Origin of the sequence: Intrasporangium calvum DSM 43043 (genome assembly GCF_000184685.1) — a bacterium.
GTDB classification, from domain to species: Bacteria; Actinomycetota; Actinomycetes; order Actinomycetales; family Dermatophilaceae; genus Intrasporangium; species Intrasporangium calvum.
Genome location: NC_014830.1, coordinates 2,399,118 through 2,425,734, shown reverse-complemented (window position 1 = coordinate 2,425,734; position 26,617 = coordinate 2,399,118). Strand labels below are relative to the sequence as shown.

The window sequence follows — 26,617 nt, the reverse complement described above, 5'->3', positions numbered from 1 at the left end:
CGCCATGCTCGACGTCGTCCACAGGCCGTCCCGTGGAACATCCCGATGTCGGTGCTCGCACCTAACGTCTGACCTGACAGCGCGATCAATCACGAGCCGTGGCTGCTGGTCGAAGGTAGACGACCGCAACGGAGACGGCAGATAGGTGACCGACATGGCCACGGTGCAGGACAAGGACAAGGCCCTCTCCTCGGTGATGGGGCAGATCGAGAAGAACTTCGGCAAGGGAGCCGTCATGCGCCTGGGCGATGACGTCCGGGCGCCCATCGAGGTCATCCCGACCGGGTCGATCGCTCTCGACGTCGCACTCGGGATCGGGGGTCTGCCGCGCGGGCGCGTGGTCGAGATCTACGGCCCGGAGAGCAGCGGCAAGACGACGGTGGCGTTGCACGCGGTCGCCAACGCGCAGAAGGCCGGCGGGATCGCCGCCTTCATCGACGCCGAGCACGCGCTCGACCCCGACTACGCCCAGCGGCTGGGCGTGGACACCGACGCGCTGCTCGTGTCGCAGCCGGACACGGGGGAGCAGGCCCTGGAGATCGCCGACATGCTGATCCGGTCCGGCGCGATCGACATCATCGTCATCGACTCCGTCGCCGCGCTCGTGCCCCGCGCCGAGATCGAGGGCGAGATGGGCGACAGCCACGTCGGCCTCCAGGCCCGGCTCATGAGCCAGGCGCTGCGCAAGCTGACCGGTGCGTTGAACTCGACTGGTACGACAGCGATCTTCATCAACCAGCTCCGCGAGAAGATCGGGGTCATGTTCGGCTCTCCCGAGACGACCACGGGTGGCAAGGCGCTCAAGTTCTACGCCTCGGTGCGTCTCGACGTGCGTCGGATCGAGACGCTCAAGGACGGGACCGAGCCGGTCGGCAACCGGACGCGGGTCAAGGTCGTCAAGAACAAGGTGGCGCCGCCGTTCAAACAGGCCGAGTTCGACATCCTCTACGGCCTGGGGATCTCCCGCGAGGGCGGCATCATCGACATGGGTGTCGAGCACGGCTTCGTCCGCAAGGCCGGCGCCTGGTACACCTACGAGGGCGACCAGCTCGGGCAGGGCAAGGAGAACGCCCGCAACTTCCTGCGCGACAACCCCGACCTGGCCGACGAGATCGAGAAGAAGGTCAAGGAGAAGCTCGGGGTCGGACCTCGGGTCGACAAGCAGGCCGATGCGGCGGACGTGCCCGTCGAGTTCTGAGCGTGAACGGTCGTGTCTGACGACAGTCAGGAGGCCAAGCTGGCCCGGGCCGCGGCCATCCTCGCGGAAGCCGAGGGGTTGGCCGCGCCACGGAGCGCGGCGGGTGAGTCCGGTGCCGGCCGATCCGGTGGGGGGCGCCGTTCGTGGGCGCCTCCCCCCGAGGATCCGGTGGCAGCGGGCGACGAGCCCGACCCTGAGTCCGTGGCGCGCGCCATCGTGCTGCGCCAGCTCTCGATGGCGCCGCGCAGCCGAGCCCAGCTCGAGCGCAAGCTGAGCCAGCGGGGATGTGAGCCGGCGGTGGCCGCTCGAGTCCTCGACCGTATGACTGAGGTCGGGCTCGTCGACGACGAGGCCTACGCCGAGATGCTGGTCCGCTCCAAGCAGCAGGGCAAGGGCCTCGCCCGCAAGGGGCTGGCTCACGAGCTGCGACGCCAGGGCATCGACGCCGAGATCGCGGGCCAGGCGCTGGACCAGGTCGACGGCGACGACGAGCGAGCCAAGGCCGAGGAGCTGGTCGCAAAGAAGCTGCGCACGATGTCGGGGCTGACCCCCGACGTCCAGGCCCGGCGGCTCGCGGGGATGCTCGCCCGCAAGGGCTACTCCGGGGAGATCGCCTGGCCGGTGATCCGCGACGCGGTCAACGGCGCCCCCGAGCACCAAAGGGACTGATCACACGGAGGACGACAAAGAGGGGGTGGGGACCGATCGGTCCCCACCCCCTCTGGGTGGTCAGCGTCGCTCAGGCCTGGGACGGGACCACTGCGATCGCTGACACGTCGAACTCGAGCTTGACCTTCTCGCTGACGAGAACGCCGCCGGTCTCGAGGGCTGCGTTGAACGACAGGCCCCAGTCGGTGCGGTCGATGGTGGTCTCACCCTCGAAGCCGATGCGGATGTTGCCGAACGGGTCCTTGGCGGAGCCGGTCTCCTCGAACGGGATGGTGACCGACTTGGTGACCGCGTTGATGGTCAGGTCGCCGGTGATGTCCCACTCGGAGCCGTCGCGCTCGACGTGGGTCGAGACGAAGGTGATCTCGGGGTAGTTCTCGACGTCGAAGAAGTCGGGGGTCTTGAGGTGGCCGTCGCGCTGCTCGTTGTGCGTCGTGACCGAGGCGGCCTTGATGACGACCTTGACGGAGGAGTTGGCCGGGTTCGCGGTGTCGACGTGGGCCGAGCCCTCGAAGTCCTCGAAGTTGCCGCGGACCTTGGTCACCATCGCGTGGCGGGCGGAGAAGCCGATGCGGGTGTGGCTCGCGTCGATCGTGTAGTCACCGGAGATGTCGCTGATGGCGACGGAGGCGACGGGGGCCTCGGCAACGTCGTTGGCCTTGGTGCGGTTGAACAGTCCCATGATGAAGTCCTTGTCAGTAGTGGTTGAACCTTCAATCACTAGGATGCAGGACTTTTGTTGAACTGTCAAGTATCCGTTCGTGAATACTTTATCGGGACTCGGGGGATCCCGCTCGGCGACGCCCTCGGCGGACCGCGGGCCGGACCAGGAGGACGTACCCTTGTCGATGCCATGACGACGGAGAACATGATGCCCAAGACGTACGACGTGCGCACGCACGGCTGCCAGATGAACGTCCACGACAGTGAGCGCCTCGCCGGCCTGCTCGAGACGGCCGGCTACGTCGACGTCGCGACCGTGCCGGTCGCGCAACGCCCGGACGTGGCCGATGTCGTCGTGTTCAACACCTGCGCCGTCCGCGAGAACGCCGACAACAAGCTCTACGGCAACCTCGGCCAGCTTCGTCCGGCCAAGCTGCGCAACCCGGACATGCAGATCGCCGTCGGAGGGTGCATGGCGCAGAAGGACCGAAGCACGATCGTCGAGCGCGCGCCCTGGGTCGATGTCGTCTTCGGCACCCACAACATCGGTTCCCTCCCCGCCCTGCTCGCGCGAGCCGCGCACAACAAGCGCGCCGAGGTCGAGATCCTCGAGAGCCTCGAGACGTTCCCCTCGACCCTGCCCACCCGTCGTGACTCCGCCTACAGCGGGTGGGTGTCGATCTCGGTCGGCTGCAACAACACGTGCACCTTCTGCATCGTCCCGAGCCTGCGGGGCACGGAGCAGGACCGTCGGCCGGGGGAGATCCTCGCCGAGATCGAGGCGCTCGTCGCGCAGGGCGTCATCGAGATCACGCTGCTCGGCCAGAACGTCAACACCTACGGCGTCGAGTTCGGGGACCGACTCGCCTTCGGCAAGCTGCTCCGGGCCTGCGGCGAGATCGAGGGCTTGGAGCGGGTGCGCTTCACCAGCCCCCACCCCGCCGCCTTCACCGACGACGTCATCCTCGCCATGGCGGAGACGCCGAATGTCATGCCGAGCCTGCACATGCCCCTGCAGTCCGGCTCCGACACGGTCCTCAGGCAGATGCGGCGCTCCTACCGCAGTGCCCGGTTCCTCGGGATCCTCGACACGGTCCGCGAGCACATCCCGGACGCGGCGATCACGACCGACATCATCGTCGGCTTCCCCGGTGAGACCGAGGAGGACTTCCAGGGCACGCTCGACGTCGTGCGCCAGGCCCGGTTCTCCAGCGCCTTCACGTTCCAGTACTCCATCCGGCCCGGCACACCGGCCGCGACGATGTCCGACCAGGTGCCCAAGGCCGTCGTCCAGGAGCGCTTCGACCGTCTCCTCGCGCTGCAGGAGGAGGTCAGCTGGGCTGAGAACCGGCGGTTCGAGGGGCGTGAGGTCGAGGTGCTCGTCGCGCCCGCGGAGGGTCGCAAGGATTCCGAGACGCAGCGGATGTCGGGGCGCGCCCGCGACAACCGGCTCGTCCACTTCGCCGTCCCGGACGGGTCCGAGCGACCGCGTCCCGGCGACCTCGTCACGGTCGGGGTCACCTACGGCGCCCCGCACCACCTCGTCGCTGATGCTGCCGTCGACGGCGGCGGCTACCGGGTCCGCCGCACGCAGGGAGGCGAGGCGTGGGCGGCGCTGCAGGCCGATCCTTCCCACGGCGGCAAACCGAAGGTGAGCCTGGGCATCCCGGCGGTGGGCCGGCCTGCGCCGGCGCCGACCGCGCCGGCCTGCACCATCCCCTGAGGGTCCGTATGCCGCTGACCGAGCCCGACATGCTTGGATGCTGCGCATGGCCGTTCGACCCATTGTGATCTCCGGTGAGCCGGTGCTGCACCGCTCCGCCGCCCTCGTGACCGAGTTCGACGACGAGCTGCGTCAGCTCGTCGGGGACATGCACGAGACGAACGACGCGGCCAACGGCGTCGGTCTCGCGGCCCCCCAGATCGGTGTCGGCCTGCGCGTCTTCATCTGGAAGATGGACAACGAGGATGGCGTCCCTGCCCGGGGCCACATCATCAACCCGACGGTGAGGACCTCCCGGATTCCGCAGGAGCGTCCCGATCCCCGCGAGGAGACGGAGGGCTGCCTGTCGGTGCCGGGGGAGTCCTTCCCCCTCAAACGGGCCGAGCGAGCCCACGTGGTGGGACTCGACCTCGAGCAGAACCGCGTCGAGTTCGATGCGACGGGGTGGTTCGCCCGGTGCATGCAGCACGAGTACGACCACCTCAACGGCACGCTCTACGTCGACCGTCTCGACGACCGGCAGGCCAAGAAGGCCCGCAAGGCCGTCAAGCGCAACGGCTGGGGCAAGCCCGGGCAGAGCTGGCTCCCCGGCGTCGATCCGGACCCCTTCGGGCACGAGGACGTGGACGACACCGACCGACAGGGCGAGCAGGTCCACGCGATCCACGACCAGGCGCACAGCGAGGGCATGTGACGGCTGCCGCCGACCTGCCCGTCATCGCGGTCGTCGGTGCCACCGCGACGGGCAAGAGCGGTCTCGCTCTGGACCTTGCCGAGCGTCTCGACGGTGAGGTCGTCAATGCCGACGCCATGCAGCTCTACCGCGGCATGGACATCGGCACCGCCAAGCTCTCCCTCACCGAGCGTCGCGGGGTGCCCCACCACCAGCTCGACGTCCTCGAGGTGACCGAGGAAGCCAGTGTCGCCGCGTACCAGCGAGCAGCGCGGGCTGATCTCGCGGCCGTCCGCGGACGGGGTCGGGTCCCCATCCTGGTCGGCGGATCCGGCCTGTACGTCCGGGCGGCTCTCGACCGGTTGGAGATCCCACCGACCGACCCGGAGGTGCGTGGCCGGCTCGAGGCGCAGGCGGCTGACCTCGGCACCGACGCGATGTACCAGCTGCTCGCCGACGCGGATCCAGCCGCCGCCCGTCGGATCCAGCCGGCCAACGTCCGCCGCATCGTCCGCGCGCTCGAGGTCATCGAGCTGACCGGCCGGCCCTTCAGCGCCTCGATGCCGACCCGCGAGTTCGTCGAGCCGACGACCATGATCGGGCTCGCCGTGGACCGGCCGATCCTCGACGCCCGGGTCGATGCTCGGGTTGAGCAGATGTGGCGAGCCGGCCTCCGGGATGAGGTCGAGCGGTTGCTGGCGCGCGGCCTCCGGGGCGGCTTCACGGCCAGTCGGGCCATCGGCTACGCGCAGGCCATCGCCGTCATCGACGGACGCCTGACCGAGGCGGCGGCCATCGCCGAGACGGCCCGGGCGACCCGCCGCTACGCGCGTCGCCAGGAGAGCTGGTTCCGCCCCGACCCTCGGGTCAGGTGGGTCGACGCGACCGCCACGGTCGGCGTGGACCAGGTCATCGACCTCGTGAGCTGACCCCATCCCGGTGGCTGAGACGCCAGCCCTCCTCCGCTCGACCCGCGGCGACGCGACCGTGCTCGTCGTCACCGCCTTCGCGACCGTGCTGACCGACCTCGTCCTCGCGGTCCTCGCGGTCCTCGCGGTCCTCGCCGGCCTCGTCGTCGCCGGCTTCTTCGCCCTCCAGCAGGCCTCCCGCGCCGTCCGGGTCGAGCAGGTGCCGCTCCACGACACGGACCACACCGATGAGGAGCGCGCGCTGCTCGACGCGCACATCGTGGCCCACCGGATCGACGGTCCCGAGCACGAGAAGGTGCTGCGTGAGCTCGGGGTCCACGAGGAGCTCGCCCACGAGCGACAACTGTTCAGCACCACCCCCGAACCGATCGCCCACGCCCACCCCCGCCGACCCACGGGAGCGAGCCCAGCGGCATACAGCACAATGACCGTCATGACGCGCTTCACGAAGGGCCACGGCACCGAGAACGACTTCGTCCTCGTGCCCGACCCCGAGGGCACCCTCGAGCTGACCCCGGCCCAGGTGCAGCGGCTCGCGGACCGACGCGCCGGCATCGGGGGAGACGGAGTCATCCGCATCGTCCCCACCAGGCACGCCACCGAGGACAGCGTGCGGGCCCAGGCTGCGCAGGCCGAGTGGTTCATGGACTACCGCAACGCCGACGGGTCACTCGCCGAGATGTGCGGCAACGGCACGCGGGTGTTCGCGTCGTTCCTCGTGCGGGAGGGCATGGTGCACGGCGACACGTTCGACATCGCGACCCGAGCCGGCATCAAGCACGTCCGGGTCGTCCCTGAGGGCTTCGCGGTCGACCTCGGCCCCTGGCGCTACGGCGACGAGCAGGGAGCCCGCCGTGACGGCTTCGACATCATGGTCCGACCGCGGCACGGCAAGCCGGTGCCCGCGCTCACCTTCGACCTCGGCAACCCCCACGCCGTCGTCATGCTCCCCGACGGCATCGAGCTGGAGAACCTCGACCTGACCGCCCCGCCAGACGTCCAGCCGGCGCAGCCGAACGGGATCAACGTCGAGTTCGTCAAAGCCGTCGGACCCGCCCACATCGCCATGCGCGTCCACGAGCGCGGCGTCGGCGAGACCCGGTCCTGCGGCACGGGAGCAGCCGCGGCCGCACTGGCCACCCGGTTCTGGTCCGGGGTCGAGGACCTGGCGCCCTGGCGCGTCGACGTCCCCGGCGGGACCCTGACCGTCACCCCCCTGGCCGGAAACCGCGTCGAGCTGGCCGGGCCGGCCGAGCTCGTCGCGGACGGCGACGTCTCGCTCTGATCGGCGCGCGCGGCGGCCACCGGCCCGAACGTGGCCCGCGCCCGGGGCCGGCTCCGCGACCTGTGATCATGGCCCCATGACCTACGACGTCGCCGCAGTCCGCGCCCACTTCCCCGCCCTGCGCGAGGGCGCCGCCCACTTCGACGGTCCCGGTGGGAGCCAGACCCCCGACATCGTCGCACGCGCCGTCCACGACACGCTCGTCTCTGCGGTCGCCAACCGTGGCGCGGTCACGCCGGCCGAGCGCCGGGCCGAGCAGATCGTGGTGGAGTGCCGAGCCGCGCTGGGTGACCTGCTCGGCAGCGACCCACGAGGGATCGTCTTCGGTCGCAGCGCGACGGCGCTGACCTACGACCTCTCCCGAGCGCTCGCCAGGACGTGGGGACCGGGCGACGAGGTGGTGGTGACCCGCCTCGACCACGACTCCAACATCCGCCCCTGGGTCCAGGCCGCGGGCGCCGTCGGCGCCACGGTCAGGTGGGTGGACTTCGACCCGGCGACCGGCGAGCTGCCCGTCGAGGCCGTCGCCGAACAGCTGTCCGACCGCACCCGACTGGTCGCGACCACCGCCGCGTCCAACCTCATCGGTACGCGGCCCCCGGTGGCCGAGATCGCCCGACTGGTCCACGACGCCGGCGCGCTCTACTGGGTCGACGGTGTGCACGCCACGGCGCACACCCTGGTCGACCGGCCGGGTGTCGGCGCGGACTTCTGGACGTGCTCGCCCTACAAGTTCCTCGGCCCTCACTGCGGCGTGCTCGCCGCCGACCCGACGCTCCTCGAGACCCTGACCATGGACAAGCTGCTCCCGTCGAGCGACGACGTCCCGGAGCGGTTCGAGCTCGGGACGCTGCCCTACGAGCTGATGGCCGGGACCACGGCCGCGGTCGAGTTCCTTGCCGGCCTGGCCACCGCGGACTGGTCCGTGGCCGAGCGCGCGGACAGCCAGGCGGAGGACGAGGATGCAGGGCGCCTGGTCGACCGTCCCACCCGCCGGAGTCGCCTCGTCGCGAGCTTTGCCGCTCTCGAGGAGCACGAGGCCCGGCTCGCAGCGCGACTGGAAGCCGAAATCCGCGACCTGCCCGGACTGCGGGTGTACAGCAACGCCGCCCACCGGACGCCCACCCTCCTCTTCACCATCGACGGGAAGGACCCGCAGGAGGTGCGGCGGGCGCTGGCCGACAAGGGGATCAACGCGCCGGCGAGCAACTTCTACGCCCTGGAGTGCTCGCGGAGCCTGGGCCTGGGCGATGCCGGTGCGGTGCGCACCGGGCTGGCTCCCTACACGGACGACGAGGACGTCGACCGGCTCATCGAGGCGCTCAGGGCGATCGTCTGACCTCGAGGATCCGGAAGGCCTTGGTCGATGAGAGCCGCGTGCAGGTGAGGCCCCAGTCCTGGGCGTTGATCCACCGCTGCAGCGAGTCGGAGCCGAGGTGCTTCTGGACGACGAGGTGGGCCACCCCCTCCGGGGCGAGACGGGGCAGCCATCGCTCGAGCAGGGCGTGGAGGGCGGACTTGCCGACATGGATCGGCGGATTGGACCAGATGGTGTCGAAGCGCAGGTCCCCCGGAACGTCGGCGGGCTCGCAGAAGGTCACGTTGTCCACGCCTGCCGCCTCGGCGTTGAGCGCCGCCAGCTGCAGCGCCCGGCGGTTGACGTCGACGCCCCACACCCGGGCGGCGGGGGAGCGACGTGCCAGCGTGAGGGAGATCGGGCCCCAGCCGCAGCCGAGGTCGAGAAGGTGGCCGGTGGGACTGGGGTCGGGTGCGCCGGCGAGCAGGACGGCCGTGCCGGGGTCGAGCCGGTCGGGCGAGTAGACGCCGCGGGCGGTGGTCAGGGTGAGGTCGCGGCCGTCGATCCGGACCCGGATCTGCCGCCGCTCCTCCGGGGTGGCCGGCTCAGCGCTGAAGTAGTGGTCGGGGTGCTCGCTCATCACCGGCAACCGTAGTGGCCGCACCGGGCACAAATGTGTCGCGAGCGGTGTTGAGGGAATGGGATCCTATGAAGAACATGAATCGAAGCCACAGCATCAAGCCATCCGCAGCCGACGACCTGCTCGCGACCCGCGCCGAAGCGCTGGCCGACGAGACGCTGGAAGCCGACCCAGCGGCACACGGGCTCTATGACGGCGACCAGCTCGACCGTGAGGAGCGCGCCGCCCTCCGCCGCGTCACCGGCCTGTCCACCGAGCTCGAGGACATCACCGAGGTCGAGTACCGCCAGCTGCGCCTCGAGCGCGTCGTCCTCGCCAAGGTCTGGAGCGAGGGAACCGCCGCGGACGCGGAGAACTCCCTGCGCGAGCTCGCGGCACTGGCCGAGACCGCTGGCTCCGACGTCCTCGCAGGGGTCATCCAGCGCCGCCAGCGGCCGGATCCCGCGAGCTACCTGGGCAAGGGCAAGGCGATCGAGCTGCGCGACATCGTCATCGCCGAGGGTGCGGACACGGTGATCGCCGACGACGAGCTCGCCCCGAGCCAGCGTCGCGCGCTCGAGGACGTCGTCAAGGTCAAGGTGATCGACCGCACGGCCCTGATCCTCGACATCTTCGCCCAGCACGCCAAGAGCCGCGAGGGCAAGGCCCAGGTCGAGCTCGCCCAGCTCCAGTACCTCCTCCCGCGCCTGCGTGGCTGGGGTGAGTCGATGTCGCGACAGGCCGGTGGCCAGGCAGCCGGCGGCCAGGGCATGGGCTCGCGTGGCCCCGGTGAGACGAAGATCGAGCTCGACCGGCGCCGGATCAACACGCGCATGGCCAAGCTGCGCCGCGAGATCGCCGACATGAAGACCCACCGCGACACCAAGCGCTCGACCCGCAAGAAGGGCGGCGTGCCGAGCGTGGCCATCGCCGGCTACACCAACGCCGGCAAGTCCTCGCTGCTCAACCGACTCACCGGGGCGGGGGTCCTCGTCGAGAACCAGCTCTTCGCCACCCTCGACACGACGGTCCGCCGCTCGGAGACGAAGGACGGGCGCGAGTTCACCCTGACCGACACCGTCGGGTTCGTCCGGTCGCTGCCGACCCACCTGGTCGAGGCCTTCCGGTCGACCCTCGAGGAGGTCGGCGACGCCGATCTGCTCCTCCACGTGGTCGACGGCTCGCACCCCGATCCCGAGGGGCAGATCACGGCAGTCCGTGAGGTCCTGGCCGACGTCGAGGCAGCAGACGTCAAGGAGGTCATCGTCGTCAACAAGGCGGACATCGCCGACCCGGACGTGCTCGACCGGATCCGCCGCCACGAGAAGCACTCGATCGCCGTGTCGGCCCGCACCGGAGCCGGCATCCAGGAGCTCATCGACCTCATCGCCCGCGAGCTGCCGAAGCCGGACATCGAGGTGGACGTCCTCGTGCCTTACCACCGCGGCGACCTCATCTCGCGCATCCACGACGAGGGCGAGATCCTCGAGAGTGAGCACGTCGCGGATGGCACTCGGGTGCGCGCCCGCGTGACGCCGGCCGTCGAGGCCGACCTGTCCGACTACGTGGTGGCCTGAGGAGTCGGGTCGGAGAGGTCCGTGCCCCTGAGCCGGCCGCAACGAAACGAGTCGTATGCCGCTGAGCCGGCTCAGCGGCATACGACTCGGTCTTCGCCCTCCCGCCCTTGCGACCCCGCGTCGCCCGCGGGGATGCGCCGGCTCACCGGAGGCTTTCAGCTGAGGCCGGTGATGTTCCCGTCCGCGCTGACGTCGATCCGCTGCGCGTTCGGGGAGGCCGACAGCCCGGGCATCGTCCGCATCTCTCCGCAGATCGCGTAGACGTAGCCGGCGCCGACCGAGGCGCGGACCTCACGCACCGGCATGCGCCAGCCACGCGGCGCGCCCTTGAGGCTCGGGTCGGAGGAGATCGACAGGTGGGTCTTGGCGATCACGACGGGCAGGCCGCCGAACCCGAGGCGCTCGTAGTCCTTGAGGGCCTTGGCGGCGCCGGGGCTCACGTCGATCCCGTCGGCACCGTAGATCTGCGTCGCGATCGCCTCGATCTTCTGCTCGAGCGGCAGGTCCAGCGGGTAGAGGAACTCGAAGCTCGACGGCTCGTGCGCTGCCTCCATGACCACCTCGGCGAGCTCGCGTGCGCCTGCTCCTCCCTCGGCGACGTGACGGCTCACGGCGGTGCGAACGCCGATCCCGTTGCAGTAGCGCCGGATCACGGCGTGCTCCGAGTCGTGGTCCTGCGGGAACGCGTTGATCGCCACGACCGGCTGCACACCGAAGCGCCGGACGATCTCGATGTGCTTGCGCAGGTTGGGCAGTCCGGCCTCGACATCCGTCGGGTTCTCCGCGAGCAGCCCGGGGGGCAGCGGCTTGCCCGGCTTGATCACGTAGTTGCCGGAGTGGGCCTTGAGGGCCCGGACCGTGACGACGATGACGGCGACGTCAGGTTTGAGCCCGCTCACGCGGCACTTGACGTTGAAGAACCGCTCCGCGCCCATGTCGGCGCCGAAGCCCGCCTCGGTGATGGCGTAGTCGCTGCCCTGCATGGCGATGAGGTCGGCCGTCACCGACGAGGTGCCCGTCGCGATGTTGCCGAACGGACCGCAGTGGATGATCGCCGGGCCGCCCTCGAGGGTCTGGAGCAGGTTGGGCTTGATGGCGTCCTTGAGCATCGCGGCCATCGCACCGGCCGCGCCGAGGTCCTCGGCGGTGACGCTGCTGCCCTCCGTCGTGTAGCCGATGACGATGCGGCCGAGCCGCTCCCGCAGGTCGGACAGCGACTTTGCGAGCGTGAGGAGGACCATGATCTCGCTCGCCGCGGTGATGTCGAAGCCGGTCTCGCGGACCACCCCGTCCTCACGGGCCCCGAGGCCGATGACGACGTTGCGCAGGGCGCGGTCGTTGACGTCGAGAACGCGCCGCCACGTGATGTTGCGGACGTCGATGCCGAGGGCGTTGCCGTGGTGGAGATGGTTGTCGACCATGGCGGCGAGCAGGTTGTGGGCGGCCGTCACGGCGTGGAAGTCACCCGTGAGGTGCATGTTGAGACGCTCCATCGGGACGACCTGGCTGTAGCCGCCGCCTGCGGCGCCTCCCTTGATGCCGAACGTCGGGCCCATCGACGGCTGGCGGAGCGCCACGACGGCCCGCTTGCCCAGTCGCTGCAGACCCTGGGCCAGGCCGACCGACGTCGTGGTCTTGCCCTCCCCGAGTGGGGTGGGGGTGACGGCCGTGACGACGACGTACTTGGCCTGGTGGCCATCGTGCGGCTCGTCGAGGAATCCCAGGTCGATCTTGGCGACGTCTCGGCCGTAGGGCTCCAGGTGTGCGGGGCCGATACCGAGCTGGGCAGCGATCTCGTCCATCGGCTGCAGGGTGGCTGCAGACGCGATGTCGAGATCCGAGGGGAACGACGTTGTGTCCATGAGGGCATCCAACCTCACGGGGCGCAGCGACGGTGAGGAGGGTGCCGCACCCCACGTCGTCCACAAGCCGCAGGTCACCGAACGCGCCGCCCGCCGCGTCGGAATACCCTGAGCCAATGGCCGCCCCACCCTCCCTCGACCAGCTCCTCCACGCCGCCGTCTCCGCGGTGGGGGGCAGCGAGCGGCCAGGGCAGGTGCAGATGGCTCGGGCGGTGGCCGCGGCGATCGCCAACGACGAGCACCTGCTCGTCCAGGCGGGCACCGGCACCGGCAAGTCGCTGGCCTACCTCGTTCCGGCGGTCGCTCACGCCCAGGCGGCTGGCCGCCCTGCCGTCGTGGCGACGGCCACGCTGGCCCTGCAGGCCCAGATCGTCGACCGCGACATGCCTCGTGTCGCCGTCGCCCTCGAGCCCCTCCTCGGCCGACGCCCGACCTATGCGCTCGTCAAGGGCCGCCGCAACTACGTCTGCCTCAACAAGATCGAAGGTGGCTTCCCGGAGGAGGACGACGGCCTGCTCTCCGTCGGCCAGGTCGATGCCGGTGCGGGACGGCTGGGGCAGGAGGTGGTGCGCCTGCGCGAGTGGGCCGCCGAGACCGACTCGGGCGACCGTGACGAGCTCGTGCCCGGAGTCACGGAGCGGGCGTGGCGCCAGGTCTCCGTGTCGGCGCACGAGTGTCTCGGCAGCAAGTGCCCGCTCGTCGCAGCATGCTTCGTCGAGCGGGCGCGGGAGGCGGCGAAGGACGTCGACGTCATCGTCACCAACCACTCGTTCATGGCGATCGACGCGTTCGAGGGGCGCCAGATGCTCCCGGGGCACGACCTCCTCGTCGTCGACGAGGCGCACGAGCTCGTCGACCGCGTGACGGCGACGATCACGGACGAGCTGACCGGTGCCATGGTGACGGCGGCGGCGCGAAAGGCGGGTCGTCTCTCGGAGAACACCCAGCCCCTCGACGAGGCGGGGGAGCTCCTGGCGGCGGCCCTCGAGCCACTCCAGGACGGTCGGCTGCTCGGGCTGCCCGAGGCGGTCACGCTGGCGTTGAGCCGGGTCAGGGACACGGCCCGCGCGGTCCAGTCCGACCTCAAGCCGGCCCAGGGCCAGGAGGCGGACGGCGCCCGGCAGGTGGCGCGCGCGGCCGTCGAGGAGGTGCACGAGAACGCCGAGCGCATCCTGGAGGACCGGGGCCTCGACGTCGTCTGGCTCGCCCACGACCAGCGCCGCGGCCCGGTCCTGCGGGTGGCCCCGATGAGCGTCGCGATGCTGGTCCGGGACAAGGTGTTCGCCGACCGCACCGTCGTGCTCACCTCCGCGACCCTCGAGCTGGGCGGGTCCTTCGATGCCGTCGCCGGCACCATCGGCCTCCGCGGCGACGGCGCCCCCGCCTGGCAGGGGCTGGACGTCGGCAGCCCCTTCGACTACCGCCGGCAGGCCATCGCGTACGTGGCCGCCCACCTGCCGCCGCCGGGTCGGGACGGAGCCAGCGACGAGAGCCTCGACGAGATCGAGCAGCTCGTCCGGGCCGCCGGCGGGCGGACCCTCGGTCTCTTCTCCTCGATGCGGGCTGCGCAGGCGGCGGCCGAGCTGATGCGAGCCCGCCTCGGGGACGACATCCCGGTCCTGTGCCAGGGCGAGGACCAGATCTCGACGCTGGTCCGCCAGTTCGCCCGCGACCCCCGCACCTGCCTCTTCGGCACCCTGACGCTGTGGCAGGGCGTCGATGTTCCCGGGTCGTCCTGCCAGCTCGTCATCATCGACCGCATCCCCTTCCCGCGGCCGGACGACCCCCTCGCCTCCGCGCGGTCGCAGGCCATCGCCCGGATGGGCGGCAACGGCTTCATGGCCGTCTCGGCGACGCACGCCGCACTCCGGCTCGCACAGGGGGCCGGTCGGCTGGTTCGACGCGGGGACGACCGGGGCGTGGTGGCCTTCCTCGACTCCCGGATGATGACCGCTCGTTATGCGGGGTTCCTCCAGCGCTCCCTCCCGCCGTTCTGGCCGACGACGGACAAGGCCATGGTGCTCGCCGCCCTGGCCCGTCTGGACGAGACGGCGCCGGACCCGCTTCCCGTTGCTGAACCGGCCCTGCGTTCACTGACCGGCGCCCGGACCGACCGTGACGGCACCGAGCACCCGGGGCCGGCGTCGGCTGCCCCGGCTGCCCCGGTGGCCCCGGCGCGGCCCGTTGCGGCTGACCCCCCGGTGGCTGCCTCGCCCCGGAGCGCGGTGACCGGTGGGCACGCGTGGTCCGACGAGCAGGACGAGGAGCTCCGCGACGCGGCCGACGCGGGGATGCTGCTCGAGGAGCTGGTCGAGCACTTCGAGCTGCCGGAGGCGACCATCGCGGCTCGGGCCGGCCAGCTCGGTCTCACCCTGTCCTCCGGCCAGCTCTTCGACTGAGGGACGCCCGGGGACAGCGTGGGGTCGTCGCACCCTCGTGGCACAGTTGGCGGCATGACCGCCGCTGCCGTTCCGCCGCTCGCGCTCGTCAGCGGACCCGAGGAGGTGCTCGTCGAGCGGGCCGTGGCACGTCTCGTCGGCGCGGCGAGGGCATCCGGCGCCGACGTCATCCGGATCGATGCCGCCGGCTACGAGCCCGGAGCGCTCGCGATGCACGCGAGCCCTTCCCTCTTCGGGGGGACCACGTGCCTCGTCGTCCGCGGCCTGCACGAGTCACCGGACGAGCTGCAGCTCGACCTGCTGGCCCTGCTCGGTGCCCCGGTCGAGGACGTCTCGATCGTCGTGACGCACGGCGGCGGGATGAAGGGCAAGAAGGTCCTCGACACGCTCAAGAAGCTCGGTGCCGAGGTGATCGAGTGTCCCGCCATCAAGAGCGACCGGGACAAGTCCGACTTCGTGCTCAAGGAGTTCGCCCGGGCTCGTCGCAAGATCACGAGCGACGGGGTGCGGGCGCTCGTCGAGGCCGTCGGAAAGGACGTCCGCGAGCTGGCGTCCGCCTGTGCCCAGCTCATCGCCGACACCGAGGGGCCGGTCGACGACGCGGTCGTCGACACCTACCACGGCGGCAAGGTCGAGGCATCCGGGTTCCGGGTCGCCGACGCGGCCGTCGCGGGGCAGGCAGGTGAGGCCCTCCGGCTCCTGCGCCACGCGATCGCGTCCGGGGTCGACCCGGTGCCCATCGTCGCCGTGCTCGCCTCCCAGCTGCGCCAGCTGATCAAGGTGGGCTCGGCCGGCCGGGGCAGCTCGGCGCAGCTCGCCAAGACGCTCGGCCTGGCGCCGTGGCAGGTGGACCGGGCCCGTCGGGCGGTCGGCCACTGGACCGCCGACGGGCTGGCGGTCGCACTCCAGGCCGTGGCGGCCGCGGACTTCGAGGTCAAGGGTGGCGGACGCGACCCGGTCTACGCGGTGGAGCGTGCGATCCTGACCATCACGAGAGCCCGCGCCGGCCACTGAGCCAGCCCAGCGGCATACGGCATCCGCCGGAGGCCGGAGCAGCGGGACCCGGCGAGTTTGGAGGGCACCCGCGCCGCTGGTAACTTTGTTCCTTGCGTGCGCGCTCAGGTCGTGTGCGCATGCAAGCACCATCCTGGAGCTGCTCACGCAAGGGTGCCCCACGCCCGGTCCCGAGCAGCCCTGCCGCCCTCTAACGGCAACCATCCCGACCAAGAAAGAACGTCACGTGGCAAACATCAAGTCGCAGCTCAAGCGCATCAAGACCAACGAGAAGCGCACGGAGCGCAACAAGGCGGTCAAGAGCGAGCTCCGCACCTGGGTCCGCAAGTTCCGTGTGGCCGTGGCCTCCGGTGACAAGGACGCCGCCGCCGACGCCCTCAAGACCGCCTCGAAGAAGCTCGACAAGGCCGTCTCCAAGGGCGTCATCCACCAGAACCAGGCCGCCAACAAGAAGTCGGCCATGGCGAAGAAGGCCGCGTCGCTCTGACGCTCCCTGCACGTCGTACCGAGCCCCCCACCGGATCCGGTGGGGGGCTCGGTACGTGGGGGCCGCGGCCGAGCGGCCGTTGCCCACTCACCGGTGGTGGCGGCGGACCTCGGCGATGACCTCCTCGTAGCGCTCGCGCGCCAGGACGGCACCTTCCCGGCGCAGGTGGCTCGTGTCGAGGCGGAGCAGCCGGTTGACCCGGACCTCGCTGGGGCGACCGCGCCGGTCCCAGGGCCCCGTCCCGATGTCCACCCACTCCCGTCCGGCCCGGCGCTCCTGCTCCTCGTCGCGGTCGTGGTCCTGGCTGGTCAGCTGCAGCGCGACGAGCAGGTCACCCTCGTGTCCGATGACGAGGACCGGGCGGTCCTTGCCCCGCGTCGAGTCCTCCTCGAACGGGACCCAGGCCCAGACGATCTCGCCCGGATCGGGGTCCCCGTCGACCGCGGGGGCGTAGGTCGTGTCCGGCAGCGTCGTCGCGTCACCGGCATAGGGGCCGTATGCCGCTGGGCTCGGTCCCCGGTCCCCGTTGACGCGGTCTCCGGCGGGGGAGGGGCCGCCTCGCGAGCGGCGCGGGGCGGCGGGGGCGGCACCCCTCGGCTCGTGGCGGGTCAGCTCCCGCAGGGCAGTGGTGATCCGGTCCAGGGCGGCGGAGAGGCGACGCGGCATGGTCCACACCGTACTGAGCGACGGTGCCACCGAACGCGTGTGATCTGCGTTCCATGAAGAGGAACGCGAGTCGGAGCACCCGGGACGGTGCACTAAGGTAAGTCTGACCTAACTTGGACCCACCGCCAGGAGCAGCACGTGCACCTTCGCCGAATCCTCAGCGCCTCCCTCGCCGCGATCGCCGTCCTCGGCGCCGCGGCCTGCGGCAGTGACGGACCTGCGGACACGACGGAGGGCGCAGACCTCGTCATCTACAGCGGGCGCAGCGAGTCGCTCGTCAAGGGGATCCTCGACGACCTCGCGGCGGAGACGGGAGTCAAGGTCGGCGTGCGCTACGCCGGGTCGAGCGAGCTCGCCGCCCAGCTGCTCGAGGAGGGCGACGCGACCAAGGCCGACGTCTTCTTCAGCCAGGACGCCGGTGCCCTCGGGGCGCTGGCCAAGGAGGGGCGTCTCGAGCCGCTCGACGCGGCCGTCACGGACCGCGTCATCGCCGGTTTCGCCGACCCCGACGGACACTGGGTCGGCACGTCCGCGCGGGCGCGCGTCATCGCCTACAACCCGCAGCAGGCCCCCGAGGTGGAGCAGATGACGTCGGTCGACGCCGTGCTCGACCCGAAGTACAAGGGCAAGATCGGCTACGCGCCGGCGAATGCCTCCTTCCACGCCTTCGTCACCGCGCTGCGCGTCGCCAAGGGGGAGGACGGGGCCAGGGAGTGGCTGACGAAGTTCAAGGCCAACGAGCCGCGCAAGTACGACAACAACATCCTCGTCCTCGACGGCGTCGACAAGGGCGAGGTCGCGCTCGGGCTGATCAACCACTACTACTGGTTCGAGCGGGTCGCCGAGAAGGGTGCGGACGCCGTCACGGCCCGGATCCACTTCCTCGGCTCCGACGACCCCGGTGCCCTCATCAACGTCGCCGGCGTCGGCATCCTCAAGGGCACCGACCAGAAGGCCGCCGCGCTCAAGGCCGTCAACTACCTGCTCTCGGAGAAGGCCCAGAAGTACTTCGCCGACCAGACCGCGGAGTACCCCGTCGTCGCGGGAGTCACGTCGAAGCACGACCTGCCGCCGCTCGCGGACCTGGAGAAGTCGAGCATCGACCTCAACAAGCTCGACTCCCTCGAGACGACGCTGGCCCTGCTCAACGAGGTGGGTCTGACCTGAGCGAGCTGACGACGACGGAACCCCCGACGGCCGCCCCGGCCACCGGGACCCTGCCGCGTCCCCGGACCCCCGAGGGACAGGGGCGGCCGCCCTGGTGGCTCGTCGTCCCGGCTCTCGCCGGGGCGGCGCTCGCCGTCCTCCCGTTGGGGTACCTGCTCGTGCGGACCTCCGAGGCGGGGCCGGCCCGGATCCTCGAGATCCTCAGCCGCCCGGGGACCGTCGCCCTCGTCGGGCGCAGCCTCGGCCTCGCCGCGGTCGTCACGGGTCTGTGCCTGCTCATCGGCATCACGCTGGCGGCGCTCGTGACGCGAACCGCCATGCCGGGGCGCCGCACGCTGGCGGTCCTCGCCCCCCTGCCCCTCGCCATCCCGAGCTACGTCGCCGCCTTCGCCTGGGTCGCGGCCGCGCCGTGGGCCCGCGGGTTCCTGGGGGCGACCATCGTCCTCACCGCGTGCACCTATCCGTACGTCTACCTGCCCGTCGTGGCGGCGATGCGCTCCGTGGACCCGGCGCAGGAAGAGGTCTCCCGCAGCCTCGGTCGGTCTGCCTGGCGCACCTTCTGGACGGTCACGGCCCGACAGGTCTGGCCGGCCGCGGCCTCGGGCGGGCTGCTCGTCGCGCTCTACACGCTGAGCGACTTCGGGGCGGTGTCGATCCTCCAGTACGACGTCTTCACCCGGGTGATCCACACCTCCTACACGGCCACCTTCGACCGCACGCCGGCCGCCGTCCTCTCGACCCTGCTCGTCGTCATCACCGTCGTCATCGCCGTGGGGGAGCGGTGGACCCGCCGGCCGGTCGAGCAGACGCGCGTCGGGGCAGGAGTGGCCCGCCGGGCCGAGCCACACCCCCTGGGTGCCCTCGGACCAGTCGCTGCCGGTGCCGTGGTGGCCGTCCTCCTCGTCGCGCTCGCGTTCCCGGTGGCCTCGCTCCTCTACTGGTTCTCGACGGGGCTGTCCGCCGGGATCGACACCGAACGGCTGCTCACGAGCACCGGCACCACGCTCTTCCTCGCCGTCCTGGGCGCCGTCGCCACCATGGCCCTCGCCGTGCCGATCGGAGTCCTCGTGGCCCGGCACCGCAGTCGCTCCAGCGCCGTCGTCGAGACGGCGACCTGGGCCGGCCACGCCCTTCCCGGCATCGTCGTGGCCCTCGCGCTCGTCTTCTTCGGCGTCCGGGTCGCACAGCCGATCTACCAGCGGACCCCGCTCCTGCTCATCGCGTACGCCGTGCTCTTCCTGCCGGCGGGGGTCGGCGCCGTCCGGGGCGCCGTGGCGATGAGCTCACCGCGGATCGAGGAGGTCGCCCGGTCGCTGGGCAGCTCCCCCCTGGCGGTGCTCCGCCGAGTCACGATCCCGTTGGCTGCGCCCGGGATCGCGGCGGGCACGGCGCTCGTCATGCTGACCATCATGAAGGAGCTGCCGGCGACGCTGCTCCTGCGACCGACCGGGGCCAACACCCTGGCCACCAGTCTGTGGACCCAGACCGGCGTCGCCGCCTACGCGGCGGCCGCTCCCTACGCCCTCACCCTCGTGCTCCTCGCCGTGTTGCCGACGCTCTGGCTCATGCGTGCGCAGGGACGATTCACCGCAACGGAGGACCTGTGAGTGAAGTAAAGCTCTCTGGCGTGTCGAAGGCCTTCGGCTCCACCACGGCGCTGGCGGACGTCGACCTGACGGTGTCGTCGGGCGAGCTGACGGCCGTGCTCGGGCCGTCGGGCTGCGGCAAGACGACCCTGCTGCGCATCGTCGCGGGGTTCGTGCGGGCCGACCGTGGCCGGGTCGAGATCGACGGCCGGGCCGTCGTCGACGAGAACGTGCACGTCGCGCCCGAGCGACGGGGCGTCGCGATCGTCCCCCAGGAAGGGGCGCTCTTCCCGCATCTCGACGTCGCGGGCAACATCTCCTACGGCCTGCCCCGCGGCGGCTCGACCCGCACGAAGGTCGACGAGATGCTCGAGCTCGTCGGGCTCGGCGGCCTCGGCAAACGCCGCCCTGACCAGCTCTCCGGGGGGCAACAGCAACGGGTCGCGCTGGCCCGGGCGCTGGCTCCCAGTCCCCGGGTCGTGGTGCTGGACGAGCCGTTCTCGGCGCTCGACGCCGGGCTGCGGGCCCAGGTGCGCGACGAGGTGAGCCAGGTGCTGCGCGGCATCGACGCGACGGCGATCATCGTGACGCACGACCAGGAGGAGGCCCTGTCGATGGCCGACTCCGTCGCAGTCATGGAACAGGGCCGCCTCGTGATGCACGGCAGCCCCTCGGAGGTCTACTACCGACCGGTCGACCTCGAGGTGGCCCGGTTCGTCGGGGACCTCGTCGAGCTGCCGGGCACCAAGTCGGGCCTCGAAGTCGACACCATCCTCGGTCGGCTGCCGATCCACGGCTCCTCACTCCCCGCCGACGGCCCGGTCGTCGCCGTCATCCGGCCCGAGCAGATCCGCGTCGACGGGCGGGTCGAGCGGGGCGCCAAGGGGGCCCACGTCGACGACGTCAGCTTCTTCGGGCACGACGCCCTGGCTCGCCTCACCGTCCACTCGGGCGATGTGCCGCTCCGGGTGCTCGCCCGGACGGTGGCGCCGCTCCAGCGTGGGGACGATGTCGCGATCCGGGTCATCGGCCCGGCCCTCGTCTACCCCGCCTGACCCATCGAAAGAGCAGTTCCTCCCCGATCGAAAGAGCAGTTCGTCCCCGGCCGCGCAAAGAACCCCACGCGAAGGTGGGACGAACTGCTCTTTCGATCGGCTCTTTCGATCGGCTACTCCAGCCACTCGGTGACGAACTCCTCGTTCGCGTGGATGTGCACCGCCTCGTAGCCGTCCGGGCCCGTCCTGAAGCAGTGCGGCGTCCCGGCCGGGACCACGAGAACCTGGCCCGCACGGCCCAGCACCTGCCGGGCGTCGGCCCCGGATCCCACGGTGAACATCGCCGACCCGCGGCGGATGATGAACGTCTCGGCGTAGGGGTGACGATGCAGCCGCGGCCCCACACCCTCACGCCCCGTGGACTCGAGGATGATCGAGATGCCCGCGCCGCCGGGCAGCCGTTCGTAGTCCTCGGTCCACTGCTCGCCGTCTTCACGGCCGTCGGACCGGCTGATCAGGGCTTCCACGACATACCTCCTGCTCGATCGTGGCCAGCGTGTCATCCGTGCGTCGATCGGCTCCACCGCATTTCGACGCAACACACCCGCTCGTCGACTGGGACCCCCTCCTGCAGGCGGGGTGAGCACGCGGTGAGCGGGTGTGTTGCGGGAGAGGCGGAGCGTGCGCGAGGGGAGCCGCTTGCGGGAGCCAGCCCAGCGGCATACGTGAAAGTCGGCCCGCCAAAGCGTGGGAGACTGGGCTGATCCCACGACCGACTGACTCTGCGAGGTTCGCCCCACCGTGTCGCCCATGGCCCGTACCGCGCTTGCGCCCCACGCAACGCCGCCCGAGCTGATCCGCAACTTCTGCATCATTGCGCACATCGACCATGGCAAGTCGACCCTCGCGGACCGCATGCTCCAGCTGACCGGTGTCGTCGATGCCCGCGCCATGCGTGCGCAGTACCTCGACCGGATGGACATCGAGCGCGAGCGCGGCATCACGATCAAGAGCCAGGCCGTGCGCATGCCCTGGATGGTGACGGACGCCACCGGCAGCGACATCACCTACGCGCTCAACATGATCGACACCCCCGGTCACGTCGACTTCACCTACGAGGTGTCGCGCAGCCTCGCCGCCTGCGAGGGCGCCGTCCTGCTCGTCGACGCCGCCCAGGGGATCGAGGCCCAGACCCTCGCCAACCTCTACCTGGCGATGGAGAACGACCTGACGATCATCCCCGTCCTCAACAAGATCGACCTGCCCGCCGCGCAGCCGGAGAAGTACGCCGAGGAGCTGGCCAGGCTCATCGGCGGCGACCCGGCCGACTGCCTGCGCGTGTCCGGCAAGACCGGCGAGGGCGTCGAGGAGCTCCTCGAGAAGATCGTGGCCACGATCCCGCACCCCCTCGGCGACGCGGACGCGCCCGCCCGAGCGATGATCTTCGACTCGGTCTACGACACGTACCGTGGCGTGGTCACCTACGTGCGGGTGGTCGACGGCAACCTCAACCCGCGAGAGCGCATCGTCATGATGTCGACCCGGGCGACGCACGAGCTGCTCGAAATCGGCGTGATCAGCCCTGAGCCGGTTCCGTCGAAGGGTCTCGGCGTCGGTGAGGTGGGCTACCTCATCACCGGCGTCAAGGACGTGCGGCAGTCCCGGGTCGGCGACACGGTCACCAACGCGAGCAAGCCGGCCAGCAAGGACCTCGGCGGCTACCGGGACCCCAAGCCGATGGTCTTCTCCGGGCTCTACCCGATCGACGGGTCCGACTACCCCGATCTGCGCGACGCGCTCGACCGGCTCAAGCTCAACGACGCCGCGCTCGTCTACGAGCCCGAGACCTCCGCGGCGCTCGGCTTCGGCTTCCGGGTCGGCTTCCTCGGCCTGCTCCACCTCGAGATCGTCCGGGAGCGACTCGAGCGTGAGTTCAACCTCGACCTCATCTCCACCCAGCCCAACGTCGTCTACGACGTCACGTTGGACGACGGCAAGGAGATCCACGTCACCAACCCGAGCGAGTTCCCGGAGGGCAAGATCGCGACGGTGAGCGAGCCGATCGTCCGGGCGACGGTGCTGGCGCCGAGCGAGTTCGTCGGCGCCATCATGGAGCTCTGCCAGCAGAAACGGGGCCAGCTGCGGGGCATGGACTACCTGTCCGAGGACCGGGTCGAGATGCGCTACACCCTGCCGCTCGCCGAGATCGTCTTCGACTTCTTCGACCAGCTCAAGTCCCGCACCCGCGGCTACGCCTCTCTCGACTACGAGCCGGACGGCGAGCAGATTGCCGACCTCGTCAAGGTGCAGATCCTGCTGCAGGGCGAGTCCGTGGACGCGTTCTCCGCGATCGTCCACAAGGACAAGGCCTACTCGTACGGCGTCATGATGGCGTCCAAGCTCAAGGAGCTCATCCCCCGGCAGCAGTTCGAGGTGCCGATCCAGGCGGCGATCGGCTCGCGGGTCATTGCCCGCGAGAACATCCGCGCGATCCGCAAGGACGTGCTCGCCAAGTGCTACGGCGGCGACATCAGCCGCAAGCGCAAGCTGCTGGAGAAGCAGAAGGAGGGCAAGAAGCGGATGAAGATGGTCGGGCGCGTCGAGGTCCCGCAGGAGGCCTTCATCGCCGCGCTGTCCAGCGACGCCGCCGGGGACAAGGCCAAGAAGTAGTCCGTATGCCGCTGGGCTCGCTCGCGACGAGGACGTGACCTCGAGCGCGGGCCGAGTGTCGCGACGGGCTCTCAGTCGAGCAGCTTGCGACGCATCCGGTCGGTGTCGGCCTGGGTCCAGCCCTGCTCCTTGAGCCAACCATGGACCCCACCGTGGCGGGCCTCGAGGGCGTCGAGCAGCATCCGCATCGTGTCCGTGGTCGGTGACTGTTGGGCGATGGTCTTGTTCTTGAGGTTGTCGGCGTAGGCCGGCTTGCTGCGCAGCCGCTCGAGGATGGCCGCGACTTTCTGTGCCGACGCCGCGAAGTCGGCGATCACCACGTCGTCGGGGACGCCGACCATCTTGAGGACGAGGCCGACGATGGTGCCGGTGCGGTCCTTGCCGGCGGCGCAGTGGACGATGGCAGCGCCCTCGCTGTTGGCGACGGCGTGCAGGGCGGCCATGACCGAGTCGGGGCGCGTCGCGAGGTAGGACAGGTAGTGCCCGGACCAGAACTCGTCGTGGCTCGGGTGGTGCTCACTGCGCCGCTCACGCAGCATCGCGGCGTCGGCCTCGTCCTTCTCCCAGGGCAGGGCCCGCTCAGCGGCGGGGATGCCCGACTCGTCGCTGTCCTCCCGGTAGAGAGTCAGGTGGTGATGGCGCACGGACGTGGCGCGAAGCGGCCCCTCGCCCTCGCGGGCCACCTCGACGTGGGTCCGCAGGTCGATGACGTCGCTCAGGCCGTACTCTTCGAGGAGGGCGGCGACGGACGTCTCGGGCAGGTCCTGCAGGTTGTCGGACCGCAACAGCCGCCGGAACCGGACGACCTCGCCGCTCACGGTGGGCAGGCCACCGAGGTCGCGCATGTTGACGACGCCCGGCAGGTCGATCCAGTGGGGTTGGTGCACCTCACGACGATAAGCGATCCCCCTCAAAGGGCTTCGCCGGCCTCGGCTTCTCCGTCATGACCGTCATCGAGATCGGTCAGATCTGGAGAAGCATGATCACCGTGACCGGGCGATGATGGCCGGACCAGCAGCGAGCAGCGCCTGCCGACGGAGGAGACACACCATGACTGCGACGAAGAGGACCAGCGAGACGACGCGGGCGAGCGCCAGCGGAGGCTTCACCGCCGAGGAGCGGGCGGCGATGCAGGAACGCGCCAAGGAGGTGAAGGCCGCGCGACGTCGCCCGGGCGCGGCACAGGAGGCTGACCAGCTCGCCGAGGTGCTGGCCAAGATCGCCGCGATGGCGGATGTCGACCGGGTCCTCGCCGAACGGGTCCATGCCATCATCACGACGGCGGCTCCGGAGCTGACGCCGCGCACCTGGTACGGCATGCCGGCCTACGCCAAGGACGGCAAGGTGCTCGCGTTCTTCCAGGACGCAGCGAAGTTCAAGGCGCGCTACGCCACGCTGGGCTTCAATGACTCGGCGCGGCTCGACGACGGCGAGATGTGGCCGACGTCCTTCGCCATCACCGAGCTCACCCCGGAGGTGGAGCAGCGGATCGGCGACCTCGTGAGGCGCGCCGCGGGCTGAGCGACGTCAGCGGGGCTGGACGGTGACCGAACGGATGCTGATGGACCCGCTGTCGTCGTAGTAGCCGGAGCGAGCCAGCTCGAGGAACGATGCGACGCCGGCAGGTGCCCTGCTCCCGTCGAGGAGCACCTCGACCGGTCCGCAGGTCGTGACGATCCGCGCGATCCATTCCCCTTCCCCGGCCAAGGACGGGTCGGGCGCCCGCCCGAAGGTGGGGTACGTCGCCGGTGCAGAGGGCGAGGACCAGCCGCACCGAGAGGAAGGCGGTCTGGGGTGCCCCGGCGGGAGCCCGCGCCATGGAGCGATGGTAGGTCGGTCGCTCCCTTCCCGCGCTGAGACAATGGTCGTATGCCGCCCAGTTCCCTTCCCGACGGAGAGCCGGTTCCTGCATCCGGCGAGCTCCCCGGCTCGGCCTTGGCGGGCCTCGCGACGACCGACCTGGGCATCTATGTCCACGTGCCGTTCTGCTCGGTGCGGTGCGGCTACTGCGACTTCAACACCTACACGCTGACCGAGCTCGGCCCCCGTGACGGCTCCGCAGCTGCCATCGGCCTCGACACCTACGCCGACGCGGCCCTGGCCGAGCTGGACCTGGCCCGCCGCGTCCTGGGGGACGCGGCGCTCCCGGTGTCGACGGTGTTCGTCGGTGGCGGGACGCCGACGATGTTGAGGTCAGCCGACCTCGTGAGGGTGCTCAGCGGCATACGGGAGCGCTTCGGCCTCACGCCCGGGGCGGAGGTCACGACGGAGGCCAACCCCGACTCGGTGACGCCGGAGTCACTGGCCGAGCTCGCGGTCGGCGGCTTCACCAGGGTGTCCCTCGGCATGCAGTCGGCCGTTCCGCACGTCCTGGCGACGCTCGAGAGGACCCACGACCCCGACAACGTCGCTCGGGCCGTCGAAGCCGTCCGTGCCGTGGGAATGCAGGTGAGCCTCGACCTGATCTACGGGACGCCGGGCGAGTCCCTGGCTGACTGGCGGCGGAGCCTCGAGGCCGCGGTCGCGATGGGGCCGGACCACGTCTCCGCGTACGCGCTGGTCGTCGAGGACGGCACCAAGCTGGCGGGTCAGGTGCGGCGGGGGCAGGTGCCCATGCCGGAGGACGACGACGAGGCCGACAAGTACGAGCTGGCCGACGAGCTGCTGACCAGGGCCGGCTACCAGTGGTACGAGGTGAGCAACTGGGCCCGCTCCGACGGCGCCCGGTGCCGGCACAACCTCGCCTACTGGTCCGGCGCGAACTGGTGGGGCGTCGGCCCCGGCGCTCACAGCCACGTGGGCGGGGTGCGCTGGTGGAACGCGAAGCACCCGGCCGCGTATGCCGCCCGGCTGGTCGCGGGAGGGTCGCCCGCCCTGGCGCGCGAGATCCTCAGCGGTGACCAGCGCTACGACGAGACTGTGCTGCTCGGCACACGGATCGTGGACGGTCTGCCCCTCGATGTTCTGCGAGGATCAGGGCGTGCGGCCGTGGCCGGACTCATCGCGGACGGGCTCGTCGACGGGCCTGCGGCGGTGGGTGATGGTCGGGTCGTGCTGACCAGGAGGGGCCGACTGCTCGCCGACACGGTCGTGCACCGGCTGATCGCGTGGTGAGCCCAGGTGGCGTGAGCCTGACCA

Annotated in this window: 24 protein-coding genes; 17 read left to right on the top strand and 7 right to left on the bottom strand. The window is 70.8% G+C overall.

Annotation, left to right across the window (positions count from 1 at the left end; translation table 11 throughout):
* Nucleotides 1-154 precede the first annotated feature (154 nt).
* Both recA and INTCA_RS11000 read left to right on the top strand, forming a co-directional pair.
* The gene (gene recA, locus INTCA_RS11005; RefSeq protein WP_013492994.1) at nt 155-1,198 is read left to right on the top strand and encodes a recombinase RecA; all 1,044 of its coding nucleotides are present in this window, start codon (nt 155-157) and stop codon (nt 1,196-1,198) included.
* Between the two features lie 78 nt (nt 1,199-1,276).
* Complete coding sequence (locus tag INTCA_RS11000; protein ID WP_013492993.1) at nt 1,277-1,867, top strand: regulatory protein RecX; 591 nt, start codon at nt 1,277-1,279, stop codon at nt 1,865-1,867.
* A 70-nt stretch (nt 1,868-1,937) separates the two neighbouring features.
* Here INTCA_RS11000 and INTCA_RS10995 read toward each other — a convergent pair whose 3' ends face one another.
* Nucleotides 1,938-2,549, bottom strand: a complete 612-nt coding sequence (locus INTCA_RS10995; protein WP_013492992.1) for a YceI family protein — start codon at nt 2,547-2,549, stop codon at nt 1,938-1,940.
* A gap of 171 nt (nt 2,550-2,720) precedes the next feature.
* On the opposite strand from INTCA_RS10995, the gene miaB reads away from it, so the two are divergent.
* From miaB to INTCA_RS10970, 5 genes are all read left to right on the top strand, one after another.
* Entirely contained in the window at nt 2,721-4,253 is a 1,533-nt protein-coding gene (gene miaB / locus INTCA_RS10990; RefSeq protein ID WP_013492991.1) for a tRNA (N6-isopentenyl adenosine(37)-C2)-methylthiotransferase MiaB, read from the top strand.
* Between the two features lie 46 nt (nt 4,254-4,299).
* Entirely contained in the window at nt 4,300-4,947 is a 648-nt protein-coding gene (def, locus tag INTCA_RS10985; RefSeq protein ID WP_013492990.1) for a peptide deformylase, read from the top strand.
* Nucleotides 4,944-5,855, top strand: coding sequence for a tRNA (adenosine(37)-N6)-dimethylallyltransferase MiaA (miaA, locus tag INTCA_RS10980; RefSeq protein ID WP_013492989.1), 912 nt, complete (start codon nt 4,944-4,946; stop codon nt 5,853-5,855). The genes def and miaA overlap by 4 nt, the downstream gene beginning before the upstream one ends.
* A 433-nt stretch (nt 5,856-6,288) precedes the next feature.
* Entirely contained in the window at nt 6,289-7,140 is an 852-nt protein-coding gene (gene dapF, locus INTCA_RS10975) for a diaminopimelate epimerase (RefSeq protein WP_083807984.1), read from the top strand.
* A 76-nt stretch (nt 7,141-7,216) separates the two neighbouring features.
* Nucleotides 7,217-8,479: a cysteine desulfurase-like protein gene (locus INTCA_RS10970; RefSeq protein ID WP_013492987.1), complete on the top strand. Its 1,263-nt coding sequence runs from the start codon at nt 7,217-7,219 to the stop codon at nt 8,477-8,479.
* Here INTCA_RS10970 and INTCA_RS10965 read toward each other — a convergent pair.
* Nucleotides 8,463-9,077, bottom strand: coding sequence for a class I SAM-dependent methyltransferase (locus INTCA_RS10965; RefSeq protein WP_013492986.1), 615 nt, complete (start codon nt 9,075-9,077; stop codon nt 8,463-8,465). The genes INTCA_RS10970 and INTCA_RS10965 overlap by 17 nt on opposite strands.
* 68 nt (nt 9,078-9,145) lie before the next feature.
* Between INTCA_RS10965 and hflX the strand changes: the two genes are divergently transcribed.
* The gene (hflX, locus tag INTCA_RS10960) at nt 9,146-10,633 is read left to right on the top strand and encodes a GTPase HflX (protein ID WP_013492985.1); all 1,488 of its coding nucleotides are present in this window, start codon (nt 9,146-9,148) and stop codon (nt 10,631-10,633) included.
* A 155-nt stretch (nt 10,634-10,788) separates the two neighbouring features.
* On the opposite strand, the gene INTCA_RS10955 is transcribed toward hflX, so the two are convergent.
* Entirely contained in the window at nt 10,789-12,495 is a 1,707-nt protein-coding gene (locus INTCA_RS10955) for a formate--tetrahydrofolate ligase (RefSeq protein ID WP_013492984.1), read from the bottom strand.
* Nucleotides 12,496-12,611: 116 nt separating this feature from the next.
* On the opposite strand from INTCA_RS10955, the gene INTCA_RS10950 reads away from it, so the two are divergent.
* From INTCA_RS10950 to rpsT, 3 genes are all read left to right on the top strand, one after another.
* Entirely contained in the window at nt 12,612-14,894 is a 2,283-nt protein-coding gene (locus INTCA_RS10950; protein WP_013492983.1) for an ATP-dependent DNA helicase, read from the top strand.
* A gap of 54 nt (nt 14,895-14,948) precedes the next feature.
* On the top strand, nt 14,949-15,908 hold the full coding sequence (gene holA / locus INTCA_RS10945) for a DNA polymerase III subunit delta (protein ID WP_013492982.1): 960 nt from the start codon (nt 14,949-14,951) through the stop codon (nt 15,906-15,908).
* Nucleotides 15,909-16,134: 226 nt separating this feature from the next.
* Entirely contained in the window at nt 16,135-16,395 is a 261-nt protein-coding gene (gene rpsT / locus INTCA_RS10940) for a 30S ribosomal protein S20 (RefSeq protein WP_013492981.1), read from the top strand.
* Between the two features lie 87 nt (nt 16,396-16,482).
* On the opposite strand, the gene INTCA_RS10935 is transcribed toward rpsT, so the two are convergent.
* Nucleotides 16,483-17,061, bottom strand: coding sequence for a type II toxin-antitoxin system PemK/MazF family toxin (locus tag INTCA_RS10935; RefSeq protein WP_013492980.1), 579 nt, complete (start codon nt 17,059-17,061; stop codon nt 16,483-16,485).
* 138 nt (nt 17,062-17,199) lie between these two features.
* Between INTCA_RS10935 and INTCA_RS10930 the strand changes: the two genes are divergently transcribed.
* From INTCA_RS10930 to INTCA_RS10920, 3 genes are all read left to right on the top strand, one after another.
* On the top strand, nt 17,200-18,228 hold the full coding sequence (locus INTCA_RS10930) for an iron ABC transporter substrate-binding protein (protein WP_013492979.1): 1,029 nt from the start codon (nt 17,200-17,202) through the stop codon (nt 18,226-18,228).
* A 158-nt stretch (nt 18,229-18,386) separates the two neighbouring features.
* Nucleotides 18,387-19,835, top strand: coding sequence for an ABC transporter permease (locus tag INTCA_RS10925; protein WP_234423754.1), 1,449 nt, complete (start codon nt 18,387-18,389; stop codon nt 19,833-19,835).
* Nucleotides 19,832-20,869 carry an ABC transporter ATP-binding protein gene (locus tag INTCA_RS10920; RefSeq protein ID WP_013492977.1) on the top strand — a complete coding sequence of 346 codons (1,038 nt, stop codon included), beginning with the start codon at nt 19,832-19,834 and terminating at the stop codon, nt 20,867-20,869. Before INTCA_RS10925 ends, INTCA_RS10920 begins: the two co-directional genes overlap by 4 nt.
* A gap of 113 nt (nt 20,870-20,982) precedes the next feature.
* Here INTCA_RS10920 and INTCA_RS10915 read toward each other — a convergent pair whose 3' ends face one another.
* A complete protein-coding gene (locus INTCA_RS10915; protein WP_013492976.1) occupies nt 20,983-21,336 on the bottom strand; it encodes a cupin domain-containing protein in 354 nt (117 codons plus the stop codon).
* 283 nt (nt 21,337-21,619) lie between these two features.
* Between INTCA_RS10915 and lepA the strand changes: the two genes are divergently transcribed.
* Nucleotides 21,620-23,479 (top strand): translation elongation factor 4, encoded by a 1,860-nt coding sequence (lepA, locus tag INTCA_RS10910; protein ID WP_013492975.1) that lies wholly within the window; start codon nt 21,620-21,622, stop codon nt 23,477-23,479.
* A 71-nt stretch (nt 23,480-23,550) separates the two neighbouring features.
* On the opposite strand, the gene INTCA_RS10905 is transcribed toward lepA, so the two are convergent.
* Complete coding sequence (locus INTCA_RS10905) at nt 23,551-24,366, bottom strand: tyrosine-protein phosphatase (protein WP_013492974.1); 816 nt, start codon at nt 24,364-24,366, stop codon at nt 23,551-23,553.
* 163 nt (nt 24,367-24,529) lie between these two features.
* On the opposite strand from INTCA_RS10905, the gene INTCA_RS10900 reads away from it, so the two are divergent.
* On the top strand, nt 24,530-25,000 hold the full coding sequence (locus INTCA_RS10900; RefSeq protein WP_013492973.1) for an iron chaperone: 471 nt from the start codon (nt 24,530-24,532) through the stop codon (nt 24,998-25,000).
* A 6-nt stretch (nt 25,001-25,006) separates the two neighbouring features.
* Here INTCA_RS10900 and INTCA_RS10895 read toward each other — a convergent pair whose 3' ends face one another.
* Complete coding sequence (locus INTCA_RS10895; RefSeq protein WP_041307576.1) at nt 25,007-25,186, bottom strand: peptidylprolyl isomerase; 180 nt, start codon at nt 25,184-25,186, stop codon at nt 25,007-25,009.
* 162 nt (nt 25,187-25,348) lie between these two features.
* On the opposite strand from INTCA_RS10895, the gene hemW reads away from it, so the two are divergent.
* A complete protein-coding gene (gene hemW, locus INTCA_RS10890; RefSeq protein WP_013492972.1) occupies nt 25,349-26,593 on the top strand; it encodes a radical SAM family heme chaperone HemW in 1,245 nt (414 codons plus the stop codon).
* Nucleotides 26,594-26,617 lie beyond the last annotated feature (24 nt).